Raw genomic sequence first — 25,615 nt, 5'->3', positions numbered from 1 at the left:
ACTTTCTTCTACCGGTTGCTTTTGCTCAGGGAAGAGCGCTCTGGCAATGATGCATACACGGTATCCGATGGATTGGAGCACAATCGATGTCAATCAGTAATAGTGATCGGGTGGGGCGGGGGCTGGAACTTCTCAATAGTGGTTTGAGGCCATTTGTGGTGCGCGAGCTAGAGTCGGCCTATGGCCCGCGCTGGAGATATGAAGCCGTCAATGCATTGCGCGATCACCATATCACCGATGATGGTCAGGATCTGAACCTGGATGTCCAGGCGCTGCTCCTGGTGATGTGGGATCAATGGAATCAAGTCTTTAAAAAGACGTTGGGGCATGCGGAGCGCAATTATATCAGTGAGCTACGCATAGCGCGCAACCAGTGGGCTCACCAGCAGCCTTTTACCACTCAAGCTGCTGGCCGCATTTTAGAAAACGTGAGCTTGCTCTTAAAAGCTATTTCTGCCCATGAGCAAGCCAATGAGGCCGAGCGACAGCGGATGGATCTTTTCCGTATCAGCTTTGAGGAGCAGGCACGCACCATCACACGCCGCAAGTCTGGCCCCCTGAATGGGAGTCAGTTCCCGCATGGTTTGCTGCCCTGGCGGGAGGTGATCACGCCGCATCCTGATGTGGCCTCTGGCAACTTTCAGATGGCTGAGTTCGCCGCTGATCTCTCCCAGGTACGTCGCAGAGTAGCATCCAGTGAGTATGGCGATCCTGCCTCCTTCTTCACACGCACCTATCTGACCAATGGTTTGCGGGAGCTGCTCCGTGGCTCGCTCAAGCGCTTAAGTGGACAGGGAGGAGATCCTGTCGTCGAACTGCAAACGAACTTTGGTGGTGGTAAAACGCACTCCCTCTTAGCGCTTTATCACCTGTTCTCTGGCATTCCAGCTACTGAGCTGGCTGGCATCGAGCCCATTCTGCATGAGCTTGGACTGCAAACGGCACCAGCGGCAAGGCGCGCTGTATTGGTTGGTTACGACCTCTCCCCAGCGAGAGCTGAACAGAAACCAGATGGCTGTGTCGTGCATACCATTTGGGGTGAGATGGCCTGGCAGCTCCTTGGCAGACAAGGTTATTCCATGGTTGAGGAGGATGACCGACATGGCGTGAGTCCCGGCGCCGAAGTGCTACGCCAACTCTTTGTCGCCGCCGGACCTGTATTGATCTTGATTGATGAATGGGTCGTCTTTGTACGCCAGCTCTACGAGAAAAACAATTTGCCGGCAGGATCGTTTGAAGCCAACCTGAGCTTTGCGCAAAATCTCACCGAGGCAGCCAAAGCTGCTCCTAAAACCCTGGTTGTTGCCAGTATTCCTGCTTCCAATACCGAACTGGGTGGCACCGGTGGACAAGAGGCCGCGATTCGTCTGCGCCAGATCTTCGGGCGTATCGAGTCTCCCTGGCGACCTGCCGATCCAGAAGAAGGCTTCGAAATCGTGCGGCGACGCCTCTTTGAGCCAATCCCGCCCGAACATTATTCCTCGCGTGATGCTGTGGCGCGTTCCTTCTCTGAGTTCTATCGTAGTCAGCGCCAGGATTTCCCCTCGCAGTGTAGCGAAGCCGATTACGAGCGGCGCATCAGGGAATGTTATCCTATTCATCCCGAACTCTTTGACCGCTTGTTCGGCGATTGGTCCAGCATCGAAAAGTTCCAGCGCACGCGCGGCGTGCTGCGCCTGATGGCCTCCGTTGTGCATGAGCTGTGGACCCAACAGGATCATAGCTTGCTCATCATGCCAGCCAACATACCTCTGCATGCGGCGGCAGTCCAATCCATCTTTACCCAATATCTGGATGATAACTGGGTTCCGATCATCGAGAAAGATGTTGATGGCAGCAATGCGTTACCACGCCGTATCGATGGCAGCAACCCTAACTTTGGCCGCTACTCTGCTGCCCGCAAAGTGGCGCGCACCATTTTCTTCAGCGCCACTCCTACATTGGGCAGCACCAATAAAGGCATTCAAGAGGCCAATATCAAGCTTGGCTGTGCGCAGCCCGGTGAAACGGTACCCACCTTTGGTGATGTCCTGCATCGCCTGATCGACCAGGCCACCTATCTGTATCAGAATGACCAGCGCTACTGGTTTGGGACCCAGCCCAGCGTAACGAGGTTGGCCCAGGATCGCGCTGAACAGTATGATGAAGAGTTGGTCTACGAGCGCATCAAAACCTACTTGCGGGCCGAGCAGCGCCAGAAGGGCGATTTTGCCAGTGTGCATGTCTGTCCCGATAGCGGAGCAGACGTTCTGGACGAAAATAATGGTGTGCGCCTGGTCATTCTCAAACCACACTATACCCATGTCACACGTGATTCCAAATCCACGGCAATGGAAGAGGTCAAAACGATCTTAAATTCGCGTGGCAATGCTCCACGTATTAATCGCAATACCCTCATCTTCCTGACCGCTGACCGCACCCGCATCGATGAACTCAAGCGGGCCACCCGCCTGTTTATGGCCTGGGAATCCATTGAAAGCGATCACGAAGTACTAAACCTGGATGCCTTTCTGCGCAAGCAGGCCACAACGCGCCGTGTTGACGCCGAAGAGCGCATCCATGCCTTAATCCCTGAAACCTACTCGATGATCCTGTTTCCAGAGCAACTGAATCCGCGCAAGCCTGATGTGATCAATGACCATCGGCTACAGGCGCAACGAGGACTTGGCATGCTGGCCAGTCGCATCAGCAAATGGCTGCGTGACGAAGAGTTACTCATCACCGAATTCTCTGGCATCCGTCTGCGACAAGAGCTCGACCGTATCCCGCTCTGGCGTGGAGACTTTGTCACCGTCAAAGAGCTCACCGAAATCTTTGCTCGTTACATCTATCTTCCACGCTTAAAGAGCCGCGACGTACTCATCGACGCCATCCAGCAGGGCGCCCAGTCTCCTAACTGGCAAAAAGAGACCTTCGCCTACGCCATGAACTGGGATCCGGAAAAGCAGCGCTATCTGAGTCTAACGATGGGTGGGTCCCTGACCGTGATCGTCAATAGCCAGACACTCGTAGTCAAATCAGAAGCCGCCTATGCCCAGTGGCAGCATGACGAAGAAGAAAAGCGCCGTCGCGAGGCTGAAAATACCAATGTCGGTACAGGAAGTACTGGAACAACTGGTGGCGGATATCGCGGTGGCGGATATACTGGTGGAGGAAATGGACATGGAGGCACCGGAACAACCATCATTAGAGATCCTGGTGCGGCATACAATCCTGGGCGACCAGCAGAAAAAAAACTGCGACGCTTTGACGGTTCCGTACGGATTAATGAGCGCATGATGGGTTCAGAGGCTAGTCGCATCATGGACGAAATTGTCCGTCACCTGACTGCCCTCAACGGCTCAAAAGTCACCGTTACCATCGACATCTCCGCCGAAATTCCCGATGGCGTTCCTGAAAAAACAGTGAGCACCATCAAAGAAAACGGCGGCACCCTCCACTTCGACAACTGTGAATTCTACGAACAATAGCTTAGAGTAAGAAAGGCAATAAAAATGCAAATTGAGATCTCAATTTGCATTTTTATTGCCTTGTAACTGTTTCAGCCACCATACTATATTCTTTGTGTGCCAAATGTTCTTTTTGGTAGCCTTCAGAAATTTACTTTTATCTAAAAAATGGTTTACAGGTTTTGTATCTCTATTATTTTTTGCTCAAAACGCGGCCATTCTTTCATTCTATTAATAGCCTCTTTTCTGATAAATTCTGCCTCTTCATGTTTTTTACAAATTAATAAAGTCATAACTTTTGATTTGTATGCGTATGCTAATGTATCTGTAGGTCCTGGGATTCTTGTAAGTTCAATTTTAATGAGGTCGTCAAATATTTTGATTGATTCATCATATTTACCTAGCCTACTCTTTACTACTCCAAGTTGGTGCCTGGCTATTAGATAATCATTATGATATTCTAAGGCTTTTTCAAGATAGAATTCTACAAGTCGATAATCTTTGACTTTATCATACACTTGGCTAAAATTGTAATATACATAAAATCCACTACTTTTATTAACATATGAAACTGCTTTCTCAAATAATTTGATCGCCTCTCCTATCTGCCCAAGACTTTTCTTAAACAAGCCATATTGAACTAGAACGTATGTGGAACGAGGATCAGTATCTAAGGCGTCTTTAAATAGGTGTTCCGCGCCGTTATCATCAAACTCTGCTGCTCGTGATGTGGCTCTACGTGCTAAAATTATTGCTTGTTTTTCTGTATCACGTGTAACTCCAAAATTCTCAAATAAGTGACTGAATGGTTGCATCTCAGCTGCAACTAATTCCATTTGTTGAAGATAACGTTTATATGCTATCGTTGCAGTCAACTCTGCTTCTGGCATTTCCTTCAATTTATTACTTGCAAATACTTTAGTTATAGGCAGAGCGTGATAAGTTTTTTCATTTGTTTTCTTATCTGTTTTCTCCGATATAAATGTAGCTTCTATTAATTGTGCTGCTGCTTCCTCAACTTTTTCGAGAGGAAGTTCGAGCGCAATAGACCACAAATGCATAGTGGGAGCATCGTCAAAGATCGAAAGCACAGCTAGAGCTTTTTGGGCTAGTTTACTTAATACTTTCCAAGAACTATTAAAACTGAAATCTAGTAACGGTGAATCTTGACTAGGAACCTGATTTAAAACATCGTTAAGATTTCCCGTTAATGCAAACTGTCCAACCATCCATTCAATCGCCAATGGCAAACCTCCAGAAAATTTAAAGATTTTGTTTATCGTATCTTCATTTTCGGGCAAAGAAAGCTTTTTTTCTTTGATTTTGATTCTTAAAAACTTCTTTACTTCCGCAGAGCTTAATTCGCTAACTTGTAGTGGTTTTTCCCATCCACTAGTACGTAGACGGCTTGTTAAAAGTACTTTGGATTTGTTTGATGGGGGTAAGCTACTAACGAATTGCATAATTCTTCCATCTTTTACTGTTTCCATATTGTCTAATATAAGCAAAAGTTTGTATTCACTAAGAAATGCTTGGACGAGATCTTTTCGACTATCTAATGGTTCATTTACAAGGTCGGCACAATCAAATAAAAATAGAAGATTGTCTATTAGATTGTCAAGAGAATATAAAGTTGGTCGTAGTTGTTTTATGCCCCGATCAGTCAATTGAGTATCTTTAGCTGATAAATGTAGTATGCCATCAAAAACTTTATCATCAAATCTTGTATTGTAATAATGATTGGCCAACCAACTAACTAGAGTGGATTTCCCCACACCCCCTGGACCATATACATTAATTATCCAAATTCTAGCATCACCCTCAATAAGACTTTTTAAATTTTCTTGTAAATCTGCTCTTTCGACGAAATTCTCATATTCTGTTGGAAGAATACGATATAGTCCATCTTCTATCATAAATGGAGATGGTTCACTTTTTTGCTGCTCAATTTCAGATTTATCTTCCTGTTCTATTAATTCTAGAATAAGATTTTGTAATTCGCTGGAACTAATCCTTACTGTTTCATCATTTCTTCTAAAATATATTTCACCATCTTTTATGCCCCAGTGTTCATTCTGTCTAAAACCTCCTTTGCATATAGATGGATTATTACGTAGTTTACTGGTTTTTGATGAGCCTCTAATATGTATAAGTGCAAAATCTTTATATATATCATTTATAAAAATATTATGCGTAACAACATCAATAGCTAGGTCTAGACCAGAGGCTTTTCGTACAACATCACGTAATTGTTTTGAATCATGAGTGAAAGGGTTCTTTAATCCTACAGGATCCCAAGTCTTATCTCGCACTCCTACTACAAGGTATCCGCCACCCACATTTTTCATTGCTAAAACGTCTCTAGCAAAATCCGCCTTGTTATGATCATTTTGTAAATGCAATTCTTCTTTATAATCTAAATACTCACACTCTCCTCGACATTCGATAAGATAACGTAGTGCCACCTTAGACATATCTCCATCAACCACCATCTGCTTTATCTTATGCAGATTCATTTTTTTGCCCTTTCTGATTGATTCATTCATCTTAATACAAGACAGTAAATGTTAAAATACAAATATTTTTTTACACTTAGCGTAACAAGCAGTACCGAATAATTTAATGTAGGTGTACCAAGTAGAGAAGATATTAATAATCCTCTATTTGATTGTTAAAAGCCATTTAGATAGTTTGTTTATGTAGCATAATCTAGAGAAGAGGTTGTTCTTGAAGCACGATGGTTGATATATTAATGTATAAAACTTGTAGAGTTGTGCTCTATTAGTATACCATGAAAAATTCCATAAATCACTATAGTAAAGCAAAATTTTAGGCCAATATTTATTGGATTTCCAAATAATCATGGCTGCGCAAGTTTTTTCCATTTTTAGTACTAATGTTACTCATGGCACCACACCTTTTTAATTGATCTGAACCTCTACTTAACAAAGAGATTCAGATCAACTCTATGTTGGCAATACATTACTTCAGTGGGTGCATTTTGACGACTGAGCCGACGCTCATCTCTGGTGTCTGGACGTAGGCGGTACCGACTCCGAGCTGTTCGATGCGGGCTGGTAGATCTTGACCAGGGAGGCCACGGATGAAGCCGGCGACCTTTTTGGAGTCCGGGAAGTTCATGCGGAATATAACTTTGGTGCCGGCGGTGCCAAGGACGTCGGGATGGAAGTCGGCCATGCCTTGGCTGGCGACGATGACGGCGATTCCGAACTTGCGACCTTCGCGCATGATCTTGGGCAAGGTGACATCTTTAGCCAGGCGGTGCGCCTCGTCAAGGACGATGGCCAGGCGGAGCCGCTTGGCGTATCCCCAACTGAACATATCTTTATAGATCTTTCTGAGCACAAACGCTCCGGCGGCCTGTTGCAGGGTCTCCACATATAAGTTGTGGAGGTCTACGACCAGGCCAGAACGGACCAGTGTGAGCAGATCTGGAGCCTGTTCCTGAGGGCGGAACAGGTTCATTTCAAGCAGTGGACGGCAGCGTGCGGCGACATTGGAGACCCTGCGCGCCTGGGCCAGGGTTTCAATGTTTTGAAGCACCTCCGCCAGCGTCGGGTATGTGAGCCCCTTGATGATCTGATCAGGATCATCGCTGAAGCCATGATCTTTATACGCATCGCGAATGGCTGAAAAGACAACGTCGCGCTGCATATTGCCCAGATCCACCACATGCCCGAAGATTTCCGCGACGGCATAGCTGTTGGCTTGCCAGCCGTTGCTTCCACCCTCCAGCGAGCATTCAAATGGAGAGAAGGGAAGACCACGGGCAGCGTCAAGCACGGTTGGATTGATGGCCTGTACAAATGGTTCGCTGGGATCGGCAAACTGCCCATGGAAGTCCAGCACCAATGCGGGCACCTGTTGTCTACCCAACTCGGTCAACAATCGCGTGACCGTCCACGATTTTCCCTGACCTGGAATGCCCAGGACGAACAGGTGTGGACTTCCGCTTACGGCTGGTTGCCAGTCAACGTCAAGGTTCGCGCCAACGGCCTCTCCCAGAGAAACCTGCACGGGTGCTTGATTATTGATGCTCTCCGGTGCTGGCTCTGATTTTGCCTCTGGCTGTGTCTGCACCGGTTCTGGAATGGGCGATTGCCTAGGTGCATGCATCGATGACATATCGATGGCGCTTAACTTTTGAGTTTTATCGTTTGTATGCTCTTCTGCTGAGAAGTCAGTGTCGTTTTCGGCCTCTAACTGCTCATTGTCTGGCTGATTGGCTGCGATGCCAGTATTAGTTGGATCGGAAGGCTCGTTTTCTTGAACGACAACTGATTGATGATCTTGCTCACTTGTGCTAACTGGTCGCGGTGGAGGTGCGTCATGATCTTCGTCATTCTCATCCTCAGCTTGCACTACCAGGTCTTCGACTACTTCGTCGGTATAGTCAACTGGAGTGTAGATTTGAGATGAGAATTCGGTTGATTGCTCAAAATCTTTGGCCGTCAACACGGTAATGCGTGCCTCATCCATGGGGAACGGTTTGCGTTCCTCGCCTTCGAGGCTGACAATGTAGCCTTCATAACTGGGGCGGAAGTCGAGTCCTGTTTTCTCAAGTCGAGAGACGTGTTCCAGAAAGGAGTGCTCGGCCTCTGGGTCGAACAACTGGTAGCGGCGTGAGCGTTCAAAGTAGAAGCGCAGCACATTGGCGAGGTACGAGCGCTGTAGCGCACCATCCACACGACCATCATTGAAAAAGCGATTGCGCATGATGGTGGCCGAGCTTTTCATCTGTAACACCATATCGCGCGAGAGATCTTCGAATGGGACGCGTCCTCGCCTCCATTTGACCTCTATGAAGGTAGCGTCGACAATGTTTCGCTTCAGCGAGATCAAAACGAGGTCACAGCGCCGTTCGCCTGCAATGGATTTGCCTGAGCTATCCAGTGAAAAAAGGCGTGGATAAGTATCAACTGGTATAAGGACGGCTTGCTTCAAGCGGCCTTTTTGTTGTAGCCAGGCTGTGACAACTCCCAGCCCCACCGCTGCCGCTGCCGTGGTAGATGACTCAAGTGCCTGCAGCGCCAGCCGACCCGAGATGGTCTTTAAATGATGGAGCAGATGGCTGACACTCTGATCGACATGAGTGAACCCGAGATCATTCATCGCCTGGCTCAGCAGCGATTGGATCTCTTCGTGCCAGGCAGTGGTGACCATCATGCGATGACCCAGGCCGTCGGTAAACTCGGGTGAGTAGTCCAGGACATACTTCCGAGCTAGATTATTTAGCTCTGGTTCATTGGGTGAATCATAGTAATCCAGCGTAAAGAAGCGATCCAGAGTGACGACCCAGTTTGTACTTTCGTGCAGCCGTTCCAAAAGCTGGCGTTGTTCGCTACCCAGGGTTACCTCTAACGCAGGATGGGTGCTGATGGTATTGCTGAGCACACATCCTCCAGCATCGAGCATTGCTGTCTGCAACTCAATGAGGAGCTCGCTATAGCGAATGCCTGCAGGATGTGTCTCTGGCTTGCGCACACCCTCTGTAACGACGCGATGTTGCCAGCGTAGCGCATCTTGCGCCACCGAGAAGCGCGAAACGAAGCGCACCACCAGGCCATAGAGCGAAAAGCTGGTGGTGGTTGCCGTATTCTGGTCGGAAGCCTGGAACGTTCTCATCGCTGGTCTGGTAATATCTGTCACGACTGCAATATGGGCCTCGGGAATGGACTTGCCAAGCTGCTCCATTTTGCGCGAGGTCGTTGTAATGCCAGGGAGAAAGTGATCTGTTTTCTGTCGATATTGTTGTTGGTCTATTTGTAGCTGGCGCACCTGCTCAATTGCCTGGAGTGTACTTTTATGGCGACTATCTGTATAGGCGGTAATTTGAAAGGTGCGCACCTGGTGATGCTGTGTCTCATCATCCTCATTGAGCTTATGGGTAGGAAGCAGTTGTTTAAGGGCTTCAGCAAAGAAGTCGCCGCGATCAGGATTGACCAGGGTGGTAACCAGCGTATTTGTATAATCATGAAGGTCGAGGAAGCCTCGAAGATGTTCGGCCAGTTGCTCGGGATGAGTATTGCCGAACTCGCTCTGATCCACTGCCATCCCAAAGATGAGCCCAACATCACCATAGCGGCGATGAGGATCAGGGACGCCAGCGGGTAGCGAGACACCGTGAAAGAAGCGCAGATTCTGGAAAAAAGTGAAGGTTGTTGCCGTGTCCACATGATAGGCAAATGGTGGCACATTGATCGGTGTCAGCAGGCTTAAGGCCTGAAGATCGAGGTTATACTTACGCTCTCGTTGTGTTGTAATTGCCAACACTTTAGTTTCCCAGGTCTGTAGCAACTGTGTATAGCTGACCATCCAGGCAACGCGCAGTGGATGAATTGGCAGCGTTACGACGGCTTCCTCAATATTATCCTGGCGACCAGCGATACGGACAAGCACTGAGTCTATGGAGAGCGCTTCCAGAAGTTCCTGGCGGCTTTCCTCGCGTTCTAACAAATCCTCAAGCAATTCTTTATATGCCTGGGCATAGCGCAGGCCCGCGTTTACCAGTTCAGTTGTCCATTCAGCTACTTCAACAACATCGCGATGAGAGGTCTTTCTCAGGCGCGTGAAGAAATTATCACGCGTCTTCCAGAATGCTGACCATATCTCATTTTCACTGGTTGATAATGTTTTAGAAACGATATCGTCTGCACTGATTGTATGTATGTCATTGATATCAAGCACAAAACTGGCATGTTTGCGTGGCTCTGCCAGGCTTCGGCGCTCTAAGTCCAATAAAGGTTGACTAATGCCAACCTGTAACATATGGCGCTCATTCAGCCTGAGGTTGAAATAGGCCAGATCCTTATTACTCCATTGTGGCTCAGCCTCAGTCAGATCTTTATCTTTGACTTCAGCACAATATGAGAGCCGTCCATAGGCGAGATTAGGAACCACAAACTTACTATCGCGCACAGCAGGGCCGGTCTCTGGCTTGGTAATATCTTTAGAGAGATAAAATTCACCACTGTCTTTATAGATTTCATCCCCATCCTCATTGACGATCACTGTTCCATCTTTATTGATGGGCATAACGCGTACACAGACAGCAAAGTCAGGTGGCTCTTCAAAAGCAATATCCATGTTAATAGTAATTGTACGTCGCGAGGCTGGTAAGTCTCGCTCTGGTAGATCGATACTGTTATCGACTTCAAAATCGCTGTCAGCTGGAACAATCGCCACGCGCCATCCCCCGAGATTTTCTGGTTGTACAGGGTCGCTAATCCAGCTTACCGCTAGCTTTTCTTTTGGCGCGCATTTTGCGATCAAGCTTCCTCTGGCTCCATCCGGCTGAATGAGCTTGCATGCTTTTTCAACCTCTCCTTTGGCATTCACAAACGGCTTGATTTTAATCTCGCGAATATCGCTTTTTTCAGAGGCTGGAAACACCCAGGTATCGAACGTCAGCTCCTGCTTCTCAGCCAGAGCGCGCGACCATGATTGCACATCATTGAGGGAGCGTCCTTTGAAGAACAGATTAAGCTTGAGTGCGGTCTGCCCATCTACTTTTAAATTTTGAATGCGGTCCCGGGTTGTCGCATCAATTTTCGTAGGTCGTGCCAGGGCCAGGGTACTGCGGCGATTCTGCTCTAACTTGATATCAAGTTCCGAAGGGATCGCTGCGTTGACCAGTTCCCCAACCGTCGCGTCACTGATCAATCCGACCCGCCAGAGCTCCAGTCCAGCCTGTTGCAACTCAAGCTCCTCTGCCCTTTTGAGAACCGCCATGGCAAAATCAAGCTTTTGATTATCACTGACATTTAACGAACCGCGTAGTTGTGAAAATGTGGCCCGCACGAACCGAGCCGCCTTGACCGGCAATTGACTCATCACGCGCTTTAGCGCATGCGTGTGTAGTTCCTGCCCATTGATGATCGCAAAGGAGTTGCCTAATGAGCTATATGCTGCGTCGATCAGATCCGCTGGCACGAAGAGACAGAGAGTCTCTTCTTTGCGATTGCGTAGCTCAATGGCTTTATCAACAGTAATATATGTTGAGGATGAAGCAAGCTGTGTATTTTGTTTTGTCAGGACATAGGCGGAAATGTTCTTACGTGATGCGGTATTGATGTATTGACAAAGGGCATTTGCCTCTGCATTAGAAAGATAATTGACGCGAGCACAATGTCCTAGCTGTGTGCCTTTAAAATGAGATAGAATATCTTCAGCTAGAAGTGAGACACGTTTCGTATTTTTTGTATTTATATTGCTACTAATCATTATGCTTATGCCTCAACCTTCACGTGCTCAGTACCAGCATAGGGCGCATGCAGGCGTTGTACTGTAAAATCATCTGAAAGATCACGGAAAATTCCCATCTGCCGTAAACGCCCAAGCATAGCACGCAGATTATCGCGCGCCGCCGCCGCATACTCTGCCCCCTCAAACGGTGCTGGTGGCGTATCTACCAGGATGCCATAGCGCTCTTTCAAGAAATCCAGGAATTCTCGCAGTTTGATAGGTCGTAACTGGTTAGGGCCAGATAGACGTGCTGTTGCCACCTGTACTAACGCTGCTAAAAGGTCATTTTCAGGAGCATAGCGCCATGTCTGGCGGTGTGTCGTCAGGCCACGCAAGACACCATGTGGCTTTTTTAGGCCACCAGATCCATAGAACCATTGAATAAAGTGAGCAAGGGCATCACCACGTTGTGCCTCAGCAAGTAAGTTGATGATACGTTCTAGATCGGTCTCACCAGTGTTTGCGATGCTATCCAGTACTTGTAGGGATTCTGAATTTTCGCCTTCTTCTTTTTCCATATTTTCGGTGCGAATACGTTCTTCATCTAGCTGAGCAGCAGCTTCCAAATGAACATTAATCCTGGGATCTTCCTGTAGCAGTAATAATCCTTGGAGATATTGAGCTCCGGAAGAGTCAGGGGGGATGATTTTCTCAACTTCTACTTTTCTGCGAGGATTATTGCGTAGTTTACTTATGTAGATATCAAGTTGCCGCAAAAGTAAGTTTGAGTACAAGAATTGTTGATACGTTTCAATATCCCGGCGCACGCAAGCTTTGGACATCTCAAGACTGCGCGGAGTGGACCCATTAGTAAAATCTACATACATCTGTAAGGCCGAGAGGTGTTTATCATCTTGCATCGCGGCAGGTAATACTTCAGGGCTGGCGACTAGTTCATTAATAGCATGCACTACATGTAGCGTATAATTGAAGAGCTCAAAATTGATCAGTGCCAATAAGTTATACGTAAATGCTTGCGTTGGCATCTTACTGTGAAATTCAAAGAGGTAGCGCAGTAAGTCCTTGGCCAATTCATTGACCAGACCAGGAAAAGCATTGGGTAATCTTTTTTCACGATTAAGTTGTGGCCGTGTATTCTTAAAGCCGTCGATAAAGGCAATGGATAGTCGGGTAAGTATATCTAATTGTGCATGACCATCATAGGTTCCTCCCAGCTCAGGAAGTTGTCCAATTTCTATACCTTTTCCGAACACAAGTTTAACGAAGTCGCGTAATGGCTGATCTCCTTTCAAATAATCACGCAGTGTTTGGTAAACAAACACATCAGCCTGCCGATGTCGGCGGGATACTGGGAGCCCAGTCTTATGGGTTAAAATAGTGTAAGGTACAAGTGAGACAATTTGTTCTCCTTTTGTTCCTCCTTGACCAGCATTACCAGTAATAATCAGAGATGTACGTATGAGACGTTCTAACACGCGTCGCCCTTCTGCGTTTTGAAAGCCTTCTACATCGGGATGATTAGCCAGTTGATCAATATAGCGTGTAATCTCTTTTGGATCATTGGTTATTTTAGCTTTGCCTTTACCTTGCGCCAGGATAGTAAAGAATAATGATGGTAGAAAGATATCTATATCAAAGTCGTTTAATTCGACAATGAGGATGCGTGGAAAAACCACTCCTTTTAGATCCTTTGGTAATTTTATCTTCATGATATTTTTTCCTATCCCACAATCTGTTCGCGAATGATTTTTCCATCTCGTTGCGCGATATGATGGGTGCGAAATTCACTCTCGATGAGAATGAGTTCCTGTGTCTCACGTAGCAAGAGGGCGTTCTTGAATGGCTTAAGATCCTCAAGTAAAGAGGCGTACTCACGAGCGTTGGGTTGTAGTCCGCTGGCTAGCTGAATGAGCAGCTCAAAAAGATCCAATGTGATTTCCATGCGTGGTGTACCACTTTTATGCTGGAGCACCACCATCTCCGGTAGAGTTTCGATTAGCTGTGTATGTTGTGGTGCCGAAACAATCAGCTCGAAATCGTCTAGGGGAAGCTGTTTCAGGACAACCAGTTGTTGTGCAGCGGATGCGCTAACCTTGACGCTCAACTTATCGTCTGGGACATCTTCGAACACTTCATCCGAGCGCAGCAAGCCAAGTGCAAGATTTTTGAGGACCGCCTCGGGATCGATACGATCATTGAGCAAATCTATGAACCTCGCTGCATAGCGATACGGCAGCAGATTTTTCCATTTTATTTCTGGTAAGCCTGCCTCTGGTTTTGATGGGGCTGCCTCAAAGTAGAGACGGCGTTTTGCCGCAGCCATCCAATCAGTGGTACTCTTGAAACGTTGTGGTGCTATATCTTGCTTGTCTCGGAAGATCTGTCGGCGTACGAGCGCATCGCTCTCCAACTGATGAAAGTGTAGAAAACGATCCAGGTGAGGCCGTGCAAAGCGCGCGGGATCAAGGCTGGCAATGTCTTCCAAGAGCTCATCATGTGTATTATTGCTCATGAATATATTTTGCCAGTAGGCAAGATTGGTCAAGGAGGTACCTATCTCAGTTCCTTCATTGAGATCATGGATATCTTGACAACTTTTGTTGCCTGTCAGTATATAGGAGACCGCCGAGCGCAAGTCACGCATCGTAATATGTCGTTGTCTGCGTAGATGAATGAGTAAGAAGAGGTATTCTAAGCGACTGGCTACCGCCTTCTTCTTAAGCGCCAATGCGTTCTTGCGAATAGGGCAGATATCCTGTGCCGAGCAGCTCTCACAGATCGTCCAGTGCTGGGGTTGTACAAACCGTGCCAACATGGGCTGGAAAATCGAGTGTTCGTCTTCTCCTGGCAAACTGACAAAGGCGCGCTGCTTCATATCGACCAACCACACATCCTGACTCGTCATAGCTTGCCGGTCCGTCAATTGATCAATCTGGCTGCCCATCCAGAAAAATTGCTCGCGTCTGCGCTGGAAGAAGTCAAAGAGGCGACCATCATTGATTGCTACCAGAACAGTCACCTTATCCGTAGGAGGCGTAGAACCTTCCAATCCCTGCAATTTTTCACTCAACTGCTCATCCGCACTGAGGTGTTCGTGTGATTCTGAAGCATCATAGCAACTGCGGAACGTGTGCTCCTTATAGCTTATCGACCAGCCACTCGGATTTTTATCGATGATTTGCCCACCGCGCTGCTTCAGTTCCTCAAATACCTTTTCCAGGAAGGCTGTCTTGCCATCGCCAGGATTGCCAGAGAGAAACAGCACATGCGGCAACTGCTCAAAGATGGCTGGCAAGAGCTCTTTATCTAATGCTGTTGCTATATAGGTCTCGCGTACAAACTCGCTATCCAGACCACGATTATTCATATTGCCGCTGTCGCTATTGCGATAGAGGCTACGAATATTATCAACCCAGGGGTTAATCTGCTTCTCGAGTTCGTGGGTGGTGACAGGTTCTTCCAGTGCCATAAAAGCAAGCTGAAGGTCGTCCCGTAACTGACCAATTGTGGTTGGACGCTGATCTGGATCGTTGGCCGTGGCTCGCTGGAGCACGGTTGCGATGCGACGTATGCGGGTTTCTACAAACTGGTCGAGTGAAATAGGATCGCGTTGTCCATTGGGAGCCTTTGTAAAGGGGAGTAGACCCGTTAATGTCTGGAAAAGCACAATAGCTGCCGCATAACGATCGGTTGATGCAGGCGTTGGTTCACCATATTTTGCCTCCGGTGGCAAATACAGTGGTGTCCCTGCGATATGCTTGTTCTCGCCAATCTGCATCGCAAAGCCAAAGTCAATCAAGACTGGATGATTATTGCTTTCATGAAGCATAATGTTGGCTGGTTTGATATCCCTATGTAGCAGAGCTTTTTGTTCTAGTATCTCTACCGCATTCAGTAAATGTTGAGCAAAAGACCACCAGCGGTCTAGAGGCCAGGGAAACTCACTTTCAACTTGCTGCAGCGTGGGTCCAGGGATATGCTCCATCAAAATGTGCGCGTCATCATCTGGCGCGAAGATGAAGTCAATACGTGGTAGATAGATACTAGAAATACCTTTTAATGCTTTATATTCTGCAACTGCCTGGTTATTCACTTCTTCTGTGCGGAGAAATTGTTTCAGGACGTAGGAGCCAAGTTCCTGGTAATTTATATTGCTTACCAGATAGGTGCGTGCCATCATTCCCTGTCCCAGCACACGTTGGATGCGGAAGTCTTTGCAGAGTATGCGTCCCTCTTCGCCTTTGGTGGCATTGCTGACATTGTGAGCCAACTCCGCCAGTCGGGTACCCGCCGCTTTTGCTGTGATCTGTGTGTTATCCGGTGGCTGCAACAGCTCTTTAAAGAGCTCATGTAACTGGTCTGCCTGCTCCTTTACCAGGAAGGACGACCAGCGAGGCTGGTCTGGAAAGAGGATTGCACCTTCTACGTTTGTACGCAGTTTGGTAATTGCTGTGCCTGAGAGGCGCTCCAATAGAATGAGCGCCATACTAAAGGTATCTGTTTGTATGGTGGCATATTCATAGCCAATCGCAACATCTATTGAGGCATAGGGATCTTCGAATGAAAGCGCATCCAGAGAGGGCGCAATTGTATTGGTGCCCATACGAGCAGCATAGAAGTTCGTAAATGTGATTTTGGCCGGTTGCTTGCTCTGCACATAAATCGTTTCTGGACCCAGTGCTCGATGAAGCACACCTTGTGCATGAATTTGATCCAGACCCTTAAAGCAGGCTGCTGCAAGTTGCAACTCCTGTACGAATTCTTCGCGCGTCTCTGGAAGCGGTGTTGCTTTTAACGATTTGCCTTTTGGAGGAGTGATAGTAACGATTAAATAATCTTCGGACCAGATAAATGGATCCTGCACATCTGGAACCAGTCCAGTGGATTGGAGCTTTTTGATCGTCTTATATTCTTGCTTATAGAAATCGGCTAACTCTTTGGCTTGTAGCGGATTTTTGCCAAGATTATAAACCAGTAAATGCCGAACGTCAGTTGGATCATCTTCCACCGAAGCGTAGAAGAGGCGGACATTAGGTCTGAGCGAGACTGCATCATCAATCTTCAAGAAATTAATGCTCTTTGGCACCTCGGGACGATTATTTAAATGGAGCAACGCTTCTTTGATTTTCGCACTCCACTGTCCAACGGCAGGGTTTCCCCCTTGTTGATCTAATTTTTGCAGACGTTGGCAGGCATCAGAGAGGAGAAACACACCATGAGTTGCGCGATTATCATGAATTTGCGGATAGACTTCTTGTACCGATAAAAGAACTCCCCCACGAACATAATGTGCACCCTGTTTGAGCGGTGTCACCTTATAGCCAAGTTGGCCTGCAAATATCTTCGCGGTGTAATCAATTTTTGCGAGAGGACTTCTTTCCGAGGAGCCATTGGCCCGTATCCACTGTTCGTCGTCGCCACGAATACGCCCATGCCACGACTTCTCATCCAATAGAAAAACCCAGTTTTTACCAATAATGATAAAGTCAATTTCAAAAGAGCGATCATCATTGGTAGGAAGAATTTTATTACAGATAATGATCCAATCAGCAGGAAGTTGTTGCTGTAACACTGTTGCAGCCTGGCGTTCCCCTTCTGTTGCAAAAGAAGATGGGCCCGCACTTATTAATTCGGCCACGTTGAATGCTCCTTTGTGTTTTCAGTTTTCAGCGTGAGCTATAGTATTTCACAATAGTGATACGCTATCTTTAAAGAGGAAGGACATGATTTTTTGAATTCATGATGAGAATACATATTTGTAGTGTAAAGAATATAGCATATTTGCAAAGTGCATACAAGTATCAACGGCTGTAGAATCTGATGGACCAAAAGTATCTATTACATAATAAATAAAGTCTGATATTAACTATATCAGACTGTCAATGGCGGAAGGAGTAAGGATTAATACTGTTTTCTAGTGGGCAACATACTATTGGCAATTGTAGAAGTAGTGATAAGTAATATGCCTAAGAGAATATATACTTGACATTTTTAGTGCTTCATGGGATTATTTATGACGTCTTATGGAAAAGTTAAAGATTAATGGTTAAAATAATTTGTATAGTCAAAAGTGTGCAATGAATTCGGTAAGCGTCTATTAATATTTATTACATCGTTGGAGTTCATCTTTAGGATGAATAGGCGAGTTTGAAAATGCTATTGATTCAATGGCCATTCTTGTAGCACTAACGGCTAAGATGTAATAGCGACTATCTTGGATATTTACTCTACAAACGCGGTTTCTGTCACGAGATATAGGGACTACGGAAGCGCCGAACGCTGAACTTCTTTAGATAGAACTGAGAGAGACAATCTTCAGGTGTTCGTATAAAGCTCTCTCATAGGTGATGATACTCATGGAAAATATTCGTCCATCTTTTCTATCAAATTTATTTCCTTGGCTTTCTCCTGTAGTGATTAAATTTGCAGTCGTAGATGGTGGCATTGAAGTCCAATTCTATAGGGGCAATCGATTGCTACAAGACTGGCATTCTCCAAGTCTACGTTATGCATTGCCAGAGCTACTTAACAGATGGATTGATGATCATCATATATCCATGGGTCCTCAACCTTATCCACTGGTCAAGCAGCTGTGGCAAAATCTTATGCCTCTGGTATCTGAAAATTTTATTGTCGACGCGTCTGCTTTGACCGGGTTAGAAGAAGTAAATCAGCCACAGGATGTCACGCTAGTCTGGACTCTTAATAGTTCTTTGGTTTGTATCGAAGGTCATTTTGAAGGCGCAGATCATTATTTAGGGATGGGATGGTTCCAAAAAGGGGAAAAAATTTGGTCGTTGAGCACTCATCCATCAAGTGCTGTAGATTCACAACTTAAAAATCTAATTGTGCCTGTGCAGCAGACTAATTTCTTGTTGAACATGATTAATCCTTCTTTGCAACCTTATCTGCCCATTCGCGTTGATTTTCAGTACATCACCGATTTTGTACTGCAAGTGACCGTTACAGATGCTAGAAATGGAAAGTTTGCACTCGCATTACAATGTAATTATCCCCAACTTCTACCTATCAGTCAAATCCCTCTGCAGCCGATGAATGTTTTGTTGGCAAATCGGGCTGTCATTCAGTTTCCGCATCAGGCATTAACGCCTGTGATGTATGGATTACTATTACAAGAACCTTTAGCTGTCTTCTACGGAACTAATGTACCTGTTTTTATCAATGAACAATTGCCAATCCTTCGTCTGTATCATCTGATAAGTGATGATATGGCGGAAAAAATCATTCAAGCGAATCCCATTGTATCTATTGCTACTTTGAGGGCTATCCTTTCTTTTATCCGCACCTATGAAAATGGCGTTGGTAAATATATTATTACTACAACGTATCAGTATCAACAACATATTCTTGATATGAATGCTCTTTTAGCAGCATACCAAAGAAATCAACGTTTTATTCAGCAATATGGTATTTGGTTTGAGTGGCCGCATAATTCATATAATATTTTTAACACTATTCAACAGCAGCGGGCTACAAAAGTGTTATATCCAGAAGAGGTGATGGGTTTTGATACACAGCGGATTGCTCTTTTGAATAAGAAACCTATTGCTCATACTATTCAACTAAATGGAATGACACCTGTTGAACGTGGTCAAGATGTTTTTGGGCAATTACAGTATCATGGAATACCTGGCGGCATTGTTGATGAATCATTAGGATCCGTGACAATGTTTATCAATTCCTGCGAGAATTTGTTGCGCGAAAATCAGCGGGCGCGCATCCTCTGGCTGGTTCCGTCAAACAAGAAAGGGTCAGTGACACGTGCTATTAATGATTCTACTGTACGTAGTTATATAACAGTAGCATCACTTGTGACGCTGCGCGATGAACCTGTCCTTATGCTACATTCATGGACATTAGTTATTTTTCAAGCATTAGATCAATTATTGGATGAGCGATTTCTATCCAGGCCATTATCCCTATTGAAATGGGACTGGGCACTCACTTCAGTGACTTCGAAGTCCGCATTAAGCCCACTAATTATGCACACGTTGCATTTACCTGAAAAATACTACGAGCAATTCTGTGCTCGTTATCTTTTCAGTCTATCGGGAAACTACAATAGCGCAGCAATGGGCGAAAGTGTTTCTATCTTAAATACTGCTCAACGAGTTTCTCCGACTATGCCTAAATCAGCATCTCCAAGCGCACATAAAAAAAATGAGAAATTATATCCTGCCACTTCCCTTCCACCTGTTTCTGATCAGCCAGAAGTTAAAGGGACTGATATGCCCAGTAAGGGAACGCCAAAATCGGATGCATTGATGAAACTGGTCCCTTCACGACTGATATCCTTTTGGGAACAAGCACGGAAATGGAAAGATATGTCATATAGCCGTGTCTCCCTGGTACCACATCAGAGCAGTTATCCTATTTACACCGATATGGATGAGAAGGAACTTCAGTGGTATTTCTATTGGCGGAATGAAGTACGTAATGATCGCTATCCACCAACGGATATTGGCTATATTTTAATGCATGTCTATGAAACTCTTGCATGTATCGGTTTCACAACCCCTGCAATGGCATGTACACGTCTCAGGGCGTTATGGACGCATTATCGAGATAAATTTCCGCAATTGGATAATTATCTGATTCCTTGGATCGCTGATTTCTGTGTTGTTTATAAGCTATCCTTTACTGCAATGCATTGGTATGCATTCCTGTTAACGGTTCCTCAATGTGCTGTTGATGAGCAGCTAATTGCAGAAGCATGGTTACGCCAGGGTGGTGACTGGGCGCAAATGCCGTTGGCGGTGCTCTATAAGTTAGCTGGATTAGATAGACAATCGCTATTTTACCGGAGAAATAAGAGTAATCATATATTAGAAGACATACATCGCACTTCGATTGTTGGAGTTGATGATTACCTTCGTCGTCAAAAGAATATACCAGGAATCATATCCTTATATGATCGTGGGTCGACTCATGCTGTGAAAAGGGAGCCTTTTAAGGGGGCATTAACTGAACACACATATTCTTCGATCACTGTTCTTGAAATAAATGCGGCATTCAATAATATAGAATTTCATCGTGCACTATCAGGTATTCTTAAATATGCAGATTATCTCCAACAAAAATTATATCAAAGTATCACAGAACCTTTCACCCCTACAATTGCTGTGATTTGGCAAGCAGCGATTGAGTCAATGTTGATCAGCAAATCGTTAGCCCGGTTGAGAAGTTCTATGGGCTTAATAGAACAGCAATCGTCAACTTCAATGCTTCAAGAATCGCGTTCTCTACTTTTGTATCTCCTCAATAAGAAAACCTCTCGGGAGTTGAAACAACTACATATTATGCATAGCACTGATGCTCAATCACTCATTGAGCAGATCTCAGTTAAGCCTGCATCATCTCTTTTAGCCTTGCCAGATATTGTTCCAGGAAATGTGCGTGTTCAGCGCAAAGAGCTTGAAGAAAAAGTTCCTGAAAGCACAAGACGCAATCCAAAATTGCCATCTAAACGTCCTATTATTGAACTAAATCAGAAGTTTATTGTTCAACTGCATCAGGAAGCAGAAAAATTACAAGAGCGCTTGTTTATTGTGGACGAAGAGCAACTTCAGGGTATCTCAACTCCAGCCTCTCCTGGATCCCAACCTGAAATGGAGGCCAAACAAGAAGTTGAAAATGCATCAATACAACCTGATATTAATATTCAGATATCTATTGAGCCAATTCAACCAGAGTCAGAGATAGTACGAGAACCTGCACAAACTGTGTCTGATAGTACAAGATCTGCCCCGCAAATGATCAATTCTATTGTTCAACTGAACTCGGAGGCTATCTCGAAGTTGCGAGAAGAATCTGAACAATTACAGGGACGCCTGGTTATTGAGGGAGAAGAGAAACAAGAGCAATCATACATTACATCCATGCCAGATCTTGTTGTTATTACTCCCGTGACAAGCAATGTCATTGATACTGTTGCAGATGTGGATGAGGATTGGAGAGCAATTCTTCAACAATGGCAACCCGTACATTGGGAAATAATTACATTACTTTATCAAGGACAACAGGTACAATTACCTACGGTTGAGCACAAAGCCCGTCGCCCTATTTCTAAGCTGATTGATGAGGTCAATTCTCCAGTTGACGAACAACTTGGAGATTTGTTAATTGACCCTGATACACGAACTATTTTTGATCACCTTTACACAACAGCCGGGAGCCTGGTTAACTGGTATATTTCTTCTAAAGGTAGGTAAGCATTCTCATGAGCGAACGTAAAATTTCACCACGTCATAGTAACGCTATTCTGCAAGCATTTAGTAACGGCGTCACACCACGTATTGGCCTTGAACATGTGGTAGTTGGTCGCAGTGCAGAAATTGAGGCAATGCTTGATGATCTGGACTACAGGGTTGCCCAAGAAGGAGCGAGTTTCCGCCTGGTGGTTGGTCCTTATGGTTCGGGTAAGAGTTTTATGCTTCAGGTTATCCGCAACTATGCCCTCCAGCGCAATTTTGTAGTCGCAGATGCCGATTTAAGCGCTGAACGTCGTTTGACCGGAACAACTGGCCAGGGTCTCGGCCTCTACCGCGAATTACTGAAGAACATGGCTATTCGTACACGTCCTGCAGGTGAAGCTTTCGCTCCTCTGCTTGAACATTGGATGAACGCTATCCAGGAACAGGTAATGCAATCCTCAAACTTGTTACCTGATAATCCAAAGTTTTATCTTTTGGTTGAACAAAAAGTATCGGAGACGCTCCGTTCGATCAGTGCTTTATCAAATAGTTTTGATTTCGCGCATATCCTTTCCTTGTATTGGCGTGCTTACCAGGATGGCGATGAAGTGAAGAGGGAGCGTGCTATACGTTGGTTGCGCGGTGAATATCGGTTACTTACCGAGGTTCGTACAGATCTGCAAGTGAACTCGATGGTTACAGATAAAAACTGGTATAACTACCTCAAGCTTTTTGCTTCTTTCTTCCAGTTGATTGGCTATAAAGGTCTGGTCATCTTTTTTGATGAGGCCGTTAATCTCTACAAAATTAGCAATACCGTTTCACGTAACAATAACTACGAGCAGTTATTAACGCTATTTAACGATGTCAATCAAGGTGTTGCCCAACATATCGGCTTGATTTTTAGTGGTACCCCTCAGCTTGTTGAAGATCCCAAACGTGGCTTGTATAGCTATGAAGCACTTCGCTCTCGTTTGCAGGAGAGCCGCTTTGCTCAAAATAGCCGACGCTCGTTTGCAGGGCCTATTATCCGCTTAGATACACTTACCAATGAGGAGCTTTTTGTCCTCCTCCAAAAGCTATGCAGTATCCATGCTTTTCACTATCGTTACACATCTACGATTACTGACAGCGATATCAAGGAGTTTATGGAAGTTGTAACAGCACAGATAGGATCAAATCAATTCCTTACTCCGCGTGAGATAACACGTGATTTAATCGCTGTATTGGAAATGATGAGACAAGATAACGCACTTACGTTCTCTGATATTATTCACGGGCGTGATTTTGTTGCTTCCCACGAGCAATCAAATCCGGATGAGTTGACGCCACAGAACGAAATTGTCGATAGCGACTCTTACTTTTCCGGATTTACCCTATGAATGCAGGCGATCCCTTTGCACAGCTAGCGCCGTTCATTCAAGCATATATTTATCAGAACGGCTGGGCAGATCTGCGTAGTATTCAAAAAGCTGCTATTCCCGCTATCCTGGACACAAACGATCATGTGCTGATTATGAGTGGCACTGCAAGTGGCAAAACTGAAGCAGCCATGCTTCCAGTCTTAACCTTGCTGGAACAATCACCAGCACAGTCCGTAGGCGTCCTTTATATAGGACCACTGAAAGCACTGATCAATGATCAGTTTGAACGCATTGAGGGCTTATTATTTGGGCGATCAGATATTCCCATTCAAGGTTGGCATGGAGACATTGCGTATCATCAAAAAAAGCGCTTTTTAAAACAGCCCCGCGGTATTTTACAGATCACACCCGAATCGATGGAAGCGATGTTTATGAATCGCGCCGGGGAACTGGGTATCATTTTCGGTGATCTACGTTTTATTATTATTGATGAGATTCATGCCTTCATTGGCACTGAACGCGGCCAGCAAGTACTTTGCCATCTTCAACGCCTGGAACGTGCTATTCGCCGCCCCATCCGACGCATTGGATTGTCGGCAACCATTGGTGATGTTAATGTGGCTTTGCAGTGGCTTCAAAGTAGTTCTCAATTTCAAATACATGCTCGCCTTGTGACGGAATCAACACAGGGACGACGAATTGAACTGCGTGTCAATCATTTCGTGTTGGCGCCAGAGGAAAATGCATTCCATGCAGATATAGCTCCCGAGGAGATAGGTTTGCGCTCTCGCCGCACGGCTTCTTTACCGATAAGCCCAGGTTCACTACAAGAGATACCAGAAGAAGCTTTATCCACTGAACCTTCTGATGTGCGTTGGGAGTTGCAGCAAAATATCAAAGATTATTATGATGATCTCTTTACCATTACGATGCGTTACCAGAAAACGCTGGTTTTTACTAACCGTCGAAATAAGGCTGAACGTATTGCAGCCGAGCTCCGCCACCGTCTGAGTCAACAACGACCTGGTATGGATTGGTATTTTGTTCATCATAGTAGTATTGCCGCCAGTTTGCGGGAAGTCGCTGAGATTCGGATGCGCGAACAGGCTCAACAGTCAAGTGTCATCGCGACAGCTTCCCTGGAATTGGGTATTGATATTGGGCACCTTGATCTTACTATTCAAGTCAATGCACCGCATTCTGTATCCAGTTTTGTTCAAAGATTGGGCCGTTCCGGTCGTCGCGGAGCACCATCTCGCATGTGTCTTTATACCTTCGAGTACCTGGATAATAAAGCAGACACATCCTCTGAATGGGAGCAAATACCCTGGGAGTTTCTCCAGACAATTGCTATAATTCAGCTTTATCTTGAGGAAAGATGGATTGAACCCCCAGATATCCCCACCATGCCGTTGAGTCTGTTGTATCAGCAGACGATGAGCGTTATGCGAGCACGAACAGAATTGATACCAGCTCAATTAGCCCAGTCTATCCTGAAACTGGCGCCTTTCCAGGCGGTGACATTAGATGAATACCGTCTTTTTCTTCAACACCTGCTATCTCTTGATCAGCTTGCGCGAATGGACGAGGGAACGCTCATTGTGGGTATGAAAGGCGCACAACTCACCAATCATTATCATTTTTATGCTATTTTTGCCAACGAGCAGGAGTTCCGTGTGCTGGCAGGTGCACAGGAAGTTGGTACGATTCAAAGCGTGCCAGAGGTAGGGGGCATCATCGGCTTGGCCGGATATGCCTGGCGAGTTATCTCGGTCGATGACCGTAAGAGAATTGTGCATGTAGAACGAGCTAAAGGGGTTGTTGAGCAAAACTGGAAGACTCATGGAGACCTCCAATTTCATAAACATGTGATGCTACGTCTGCGCCGGATTTTACAGGAGGAAATAATGTATTCATATCTATCTCCTCTTGCGCAGCAACGCTTATCTTTAATCCGCGATTTTGCCAGGCGATCTGATTGGCTTTCCAGTTGTGTTGTCTCTCTGGAACCTGGACGTTTTCTCTTGTTTCCCTGGACTGGATGGCGTATCTATAAAACGCTTTTTTTCATCTTGATGCGTATGGGTTGGTGTAGTTACAGCTCTGACTGCGACTATTATCTGGAAATATCTCACAAAGGCAATATCGCCGATGTTCTGGCTGAGTTGCGCGCACTGAGTCCTCGGGTACCTGATCTCGTGAATGCCATGATATCGAATCTAAAAGACATGCTTCTATGGCGTGGAAAATACGATTACCTGGCTCCTCGCGTTTTATTGGAGAAAGCTTACGTAAATGACGTTCTTGATATCCCAGGAACAATGCAATGGTTAGCAGCCTGTGTTTAGGCCTGTGATAGCCT

Annotated in this window: 8 protein-coding genes; 4 read left to right on the top strand and 4 right to left on the bottom strand. The window is 45.7% G+C overall.

Going from position 1 to position 25,615, the window contains the following annotated elements; genetic code table 11:
- The first annotated feature begins 86 nt into the window (after window positions 1-86).
- Window positions 87-3,470: a Swt1 family HEPN domain-containing protein gene (locus JMI88_RS01395; protein ID WP_201359963.1), complete on the top strand. Its 3,384-nt coding sequence runs from the start codon at window positions 87-89 to the stop codon at window positions 3,468-3,470.
- 152 nt (window positions 3,471-3,622) lie between these two features.
- Here the strand turns inward: JMI88_RS01395 and JMI88_RS01390 are convergent, their stop codons facing one another.
- From JMI88_RS01390 to JMI88_RS01375, 4 genes are all read right to left on the bottom strand, one after another.
- Complete coding sequence (locus tag JMI88_RS01390) at window positions 3,623-5,965, bottom strand: tetratricopeptide repeat protein (RefSeq protein ID WP_201359962.1); 2,343 nt, start codon at window positions 5,963-5,965, stop codon at window positions 3,623-3,625.
- Between the two features lie 466 nt (window positions 5,966-6,431).
- Window positions 6,432-11,693 carry an ATP-binding protein gene (locus JMI88_RS01385; protein ID WP_201359961.1) on the bottom strand — a complete coding sequence of 1,754 codons (5,262 nt, stop codon included), beginning with the start codon at window positions 11,691-11,693 and terminating at the stop codon, window positions 6,432-6,434.
- A gap of 5 nt (window positions 11,694-11,698) precedes the next feature.
- The gene (gene mads7 / locus JMI88_RS01380) at window positions 11,699-13,384 is read right to left on the bottom strand and encodes a methylation-associated defense system protein MAD7 (RefSeq protein WP_201359960.1); all 1,686 of its coding nucleotides are present in this window, start codon (window positions 13,382-13,384) and stop codon (window positions 11,699-11,701) included.
- A gap of 11 nt (window positions 13,385-13,395) precedes the next feature.
- Window positions 13,396-17,313: a protein kinase domain-containing protein gene (locus tag JMI88_RS01375; protein WP_201359959.1), complete on the bottom strand. Its 3,918-nt coding sequence runs from the start codon at window positions 17,311-17,313 to the stop codon at window positions 13,396-13,398.
- A gap of 718 nt (window positions 17,314-18,031) precedes the next feature.
- On the opposite strand from JMI88_RS01375, the gene JMI88_RS01370 reads away from it, so the two are divergent.
- Genes JMI88_RS01370 through JMI88_RS01360 form a run of 3 tightly spaced genes read left to right on the top strand, consistent with a single transcriptional unit; the run spans window position 18,032 to window position 25,601 of the window.
- Window positions 18,032-21,907 (top strand): TerB N-terminal domain-containing protein, encoded by a 3,876-nt coding sequence (locus JMI88_RS01370; protein WP_201359958.1) that lies wholly within the window; start codon window positions 18,032-18,034, stop codon window positions 21,905-21,907.
- A gap of 8 nt (window positions 21,908-21,915) precedes the next feature.
- On the top strand, window positions 21,916-23,271 hold the full coding sequence (locus tag JMI88_RS01365) for an ATP-binding protein (protein WP_201359957.1): 1,356 nt from the start codon (window positions 21,916-21,918) through the stop codon (window positions 23,269-23,271).
- Window positions 23,268-25,601 (top strand): DEAD/DEAH box helicase, encoded by a 2,334-nt coding sequence (locus JMI88_RS01360; protein ID WP_201359956.1) that lies wholly within the window; start codon window positions 23,268-23,270, stop codon window positions 25,599-25,601. The genes JMI88_RS01365 and JMI88_RS01360 overlap by 4 nt, the downstream gene beginning before the upstream one ends.
- Window positions 25,602-25,615 lie beyond the last annotated feature (14 nt).

The organism is Dictyobacter formicarum (genome assembly GCF_016587435.1).
The sequence above is the reverse complement of the archived record's forward strand: the minus strand, read 5'-3'. Positions and strand labels throughout refer to the sequence as shown.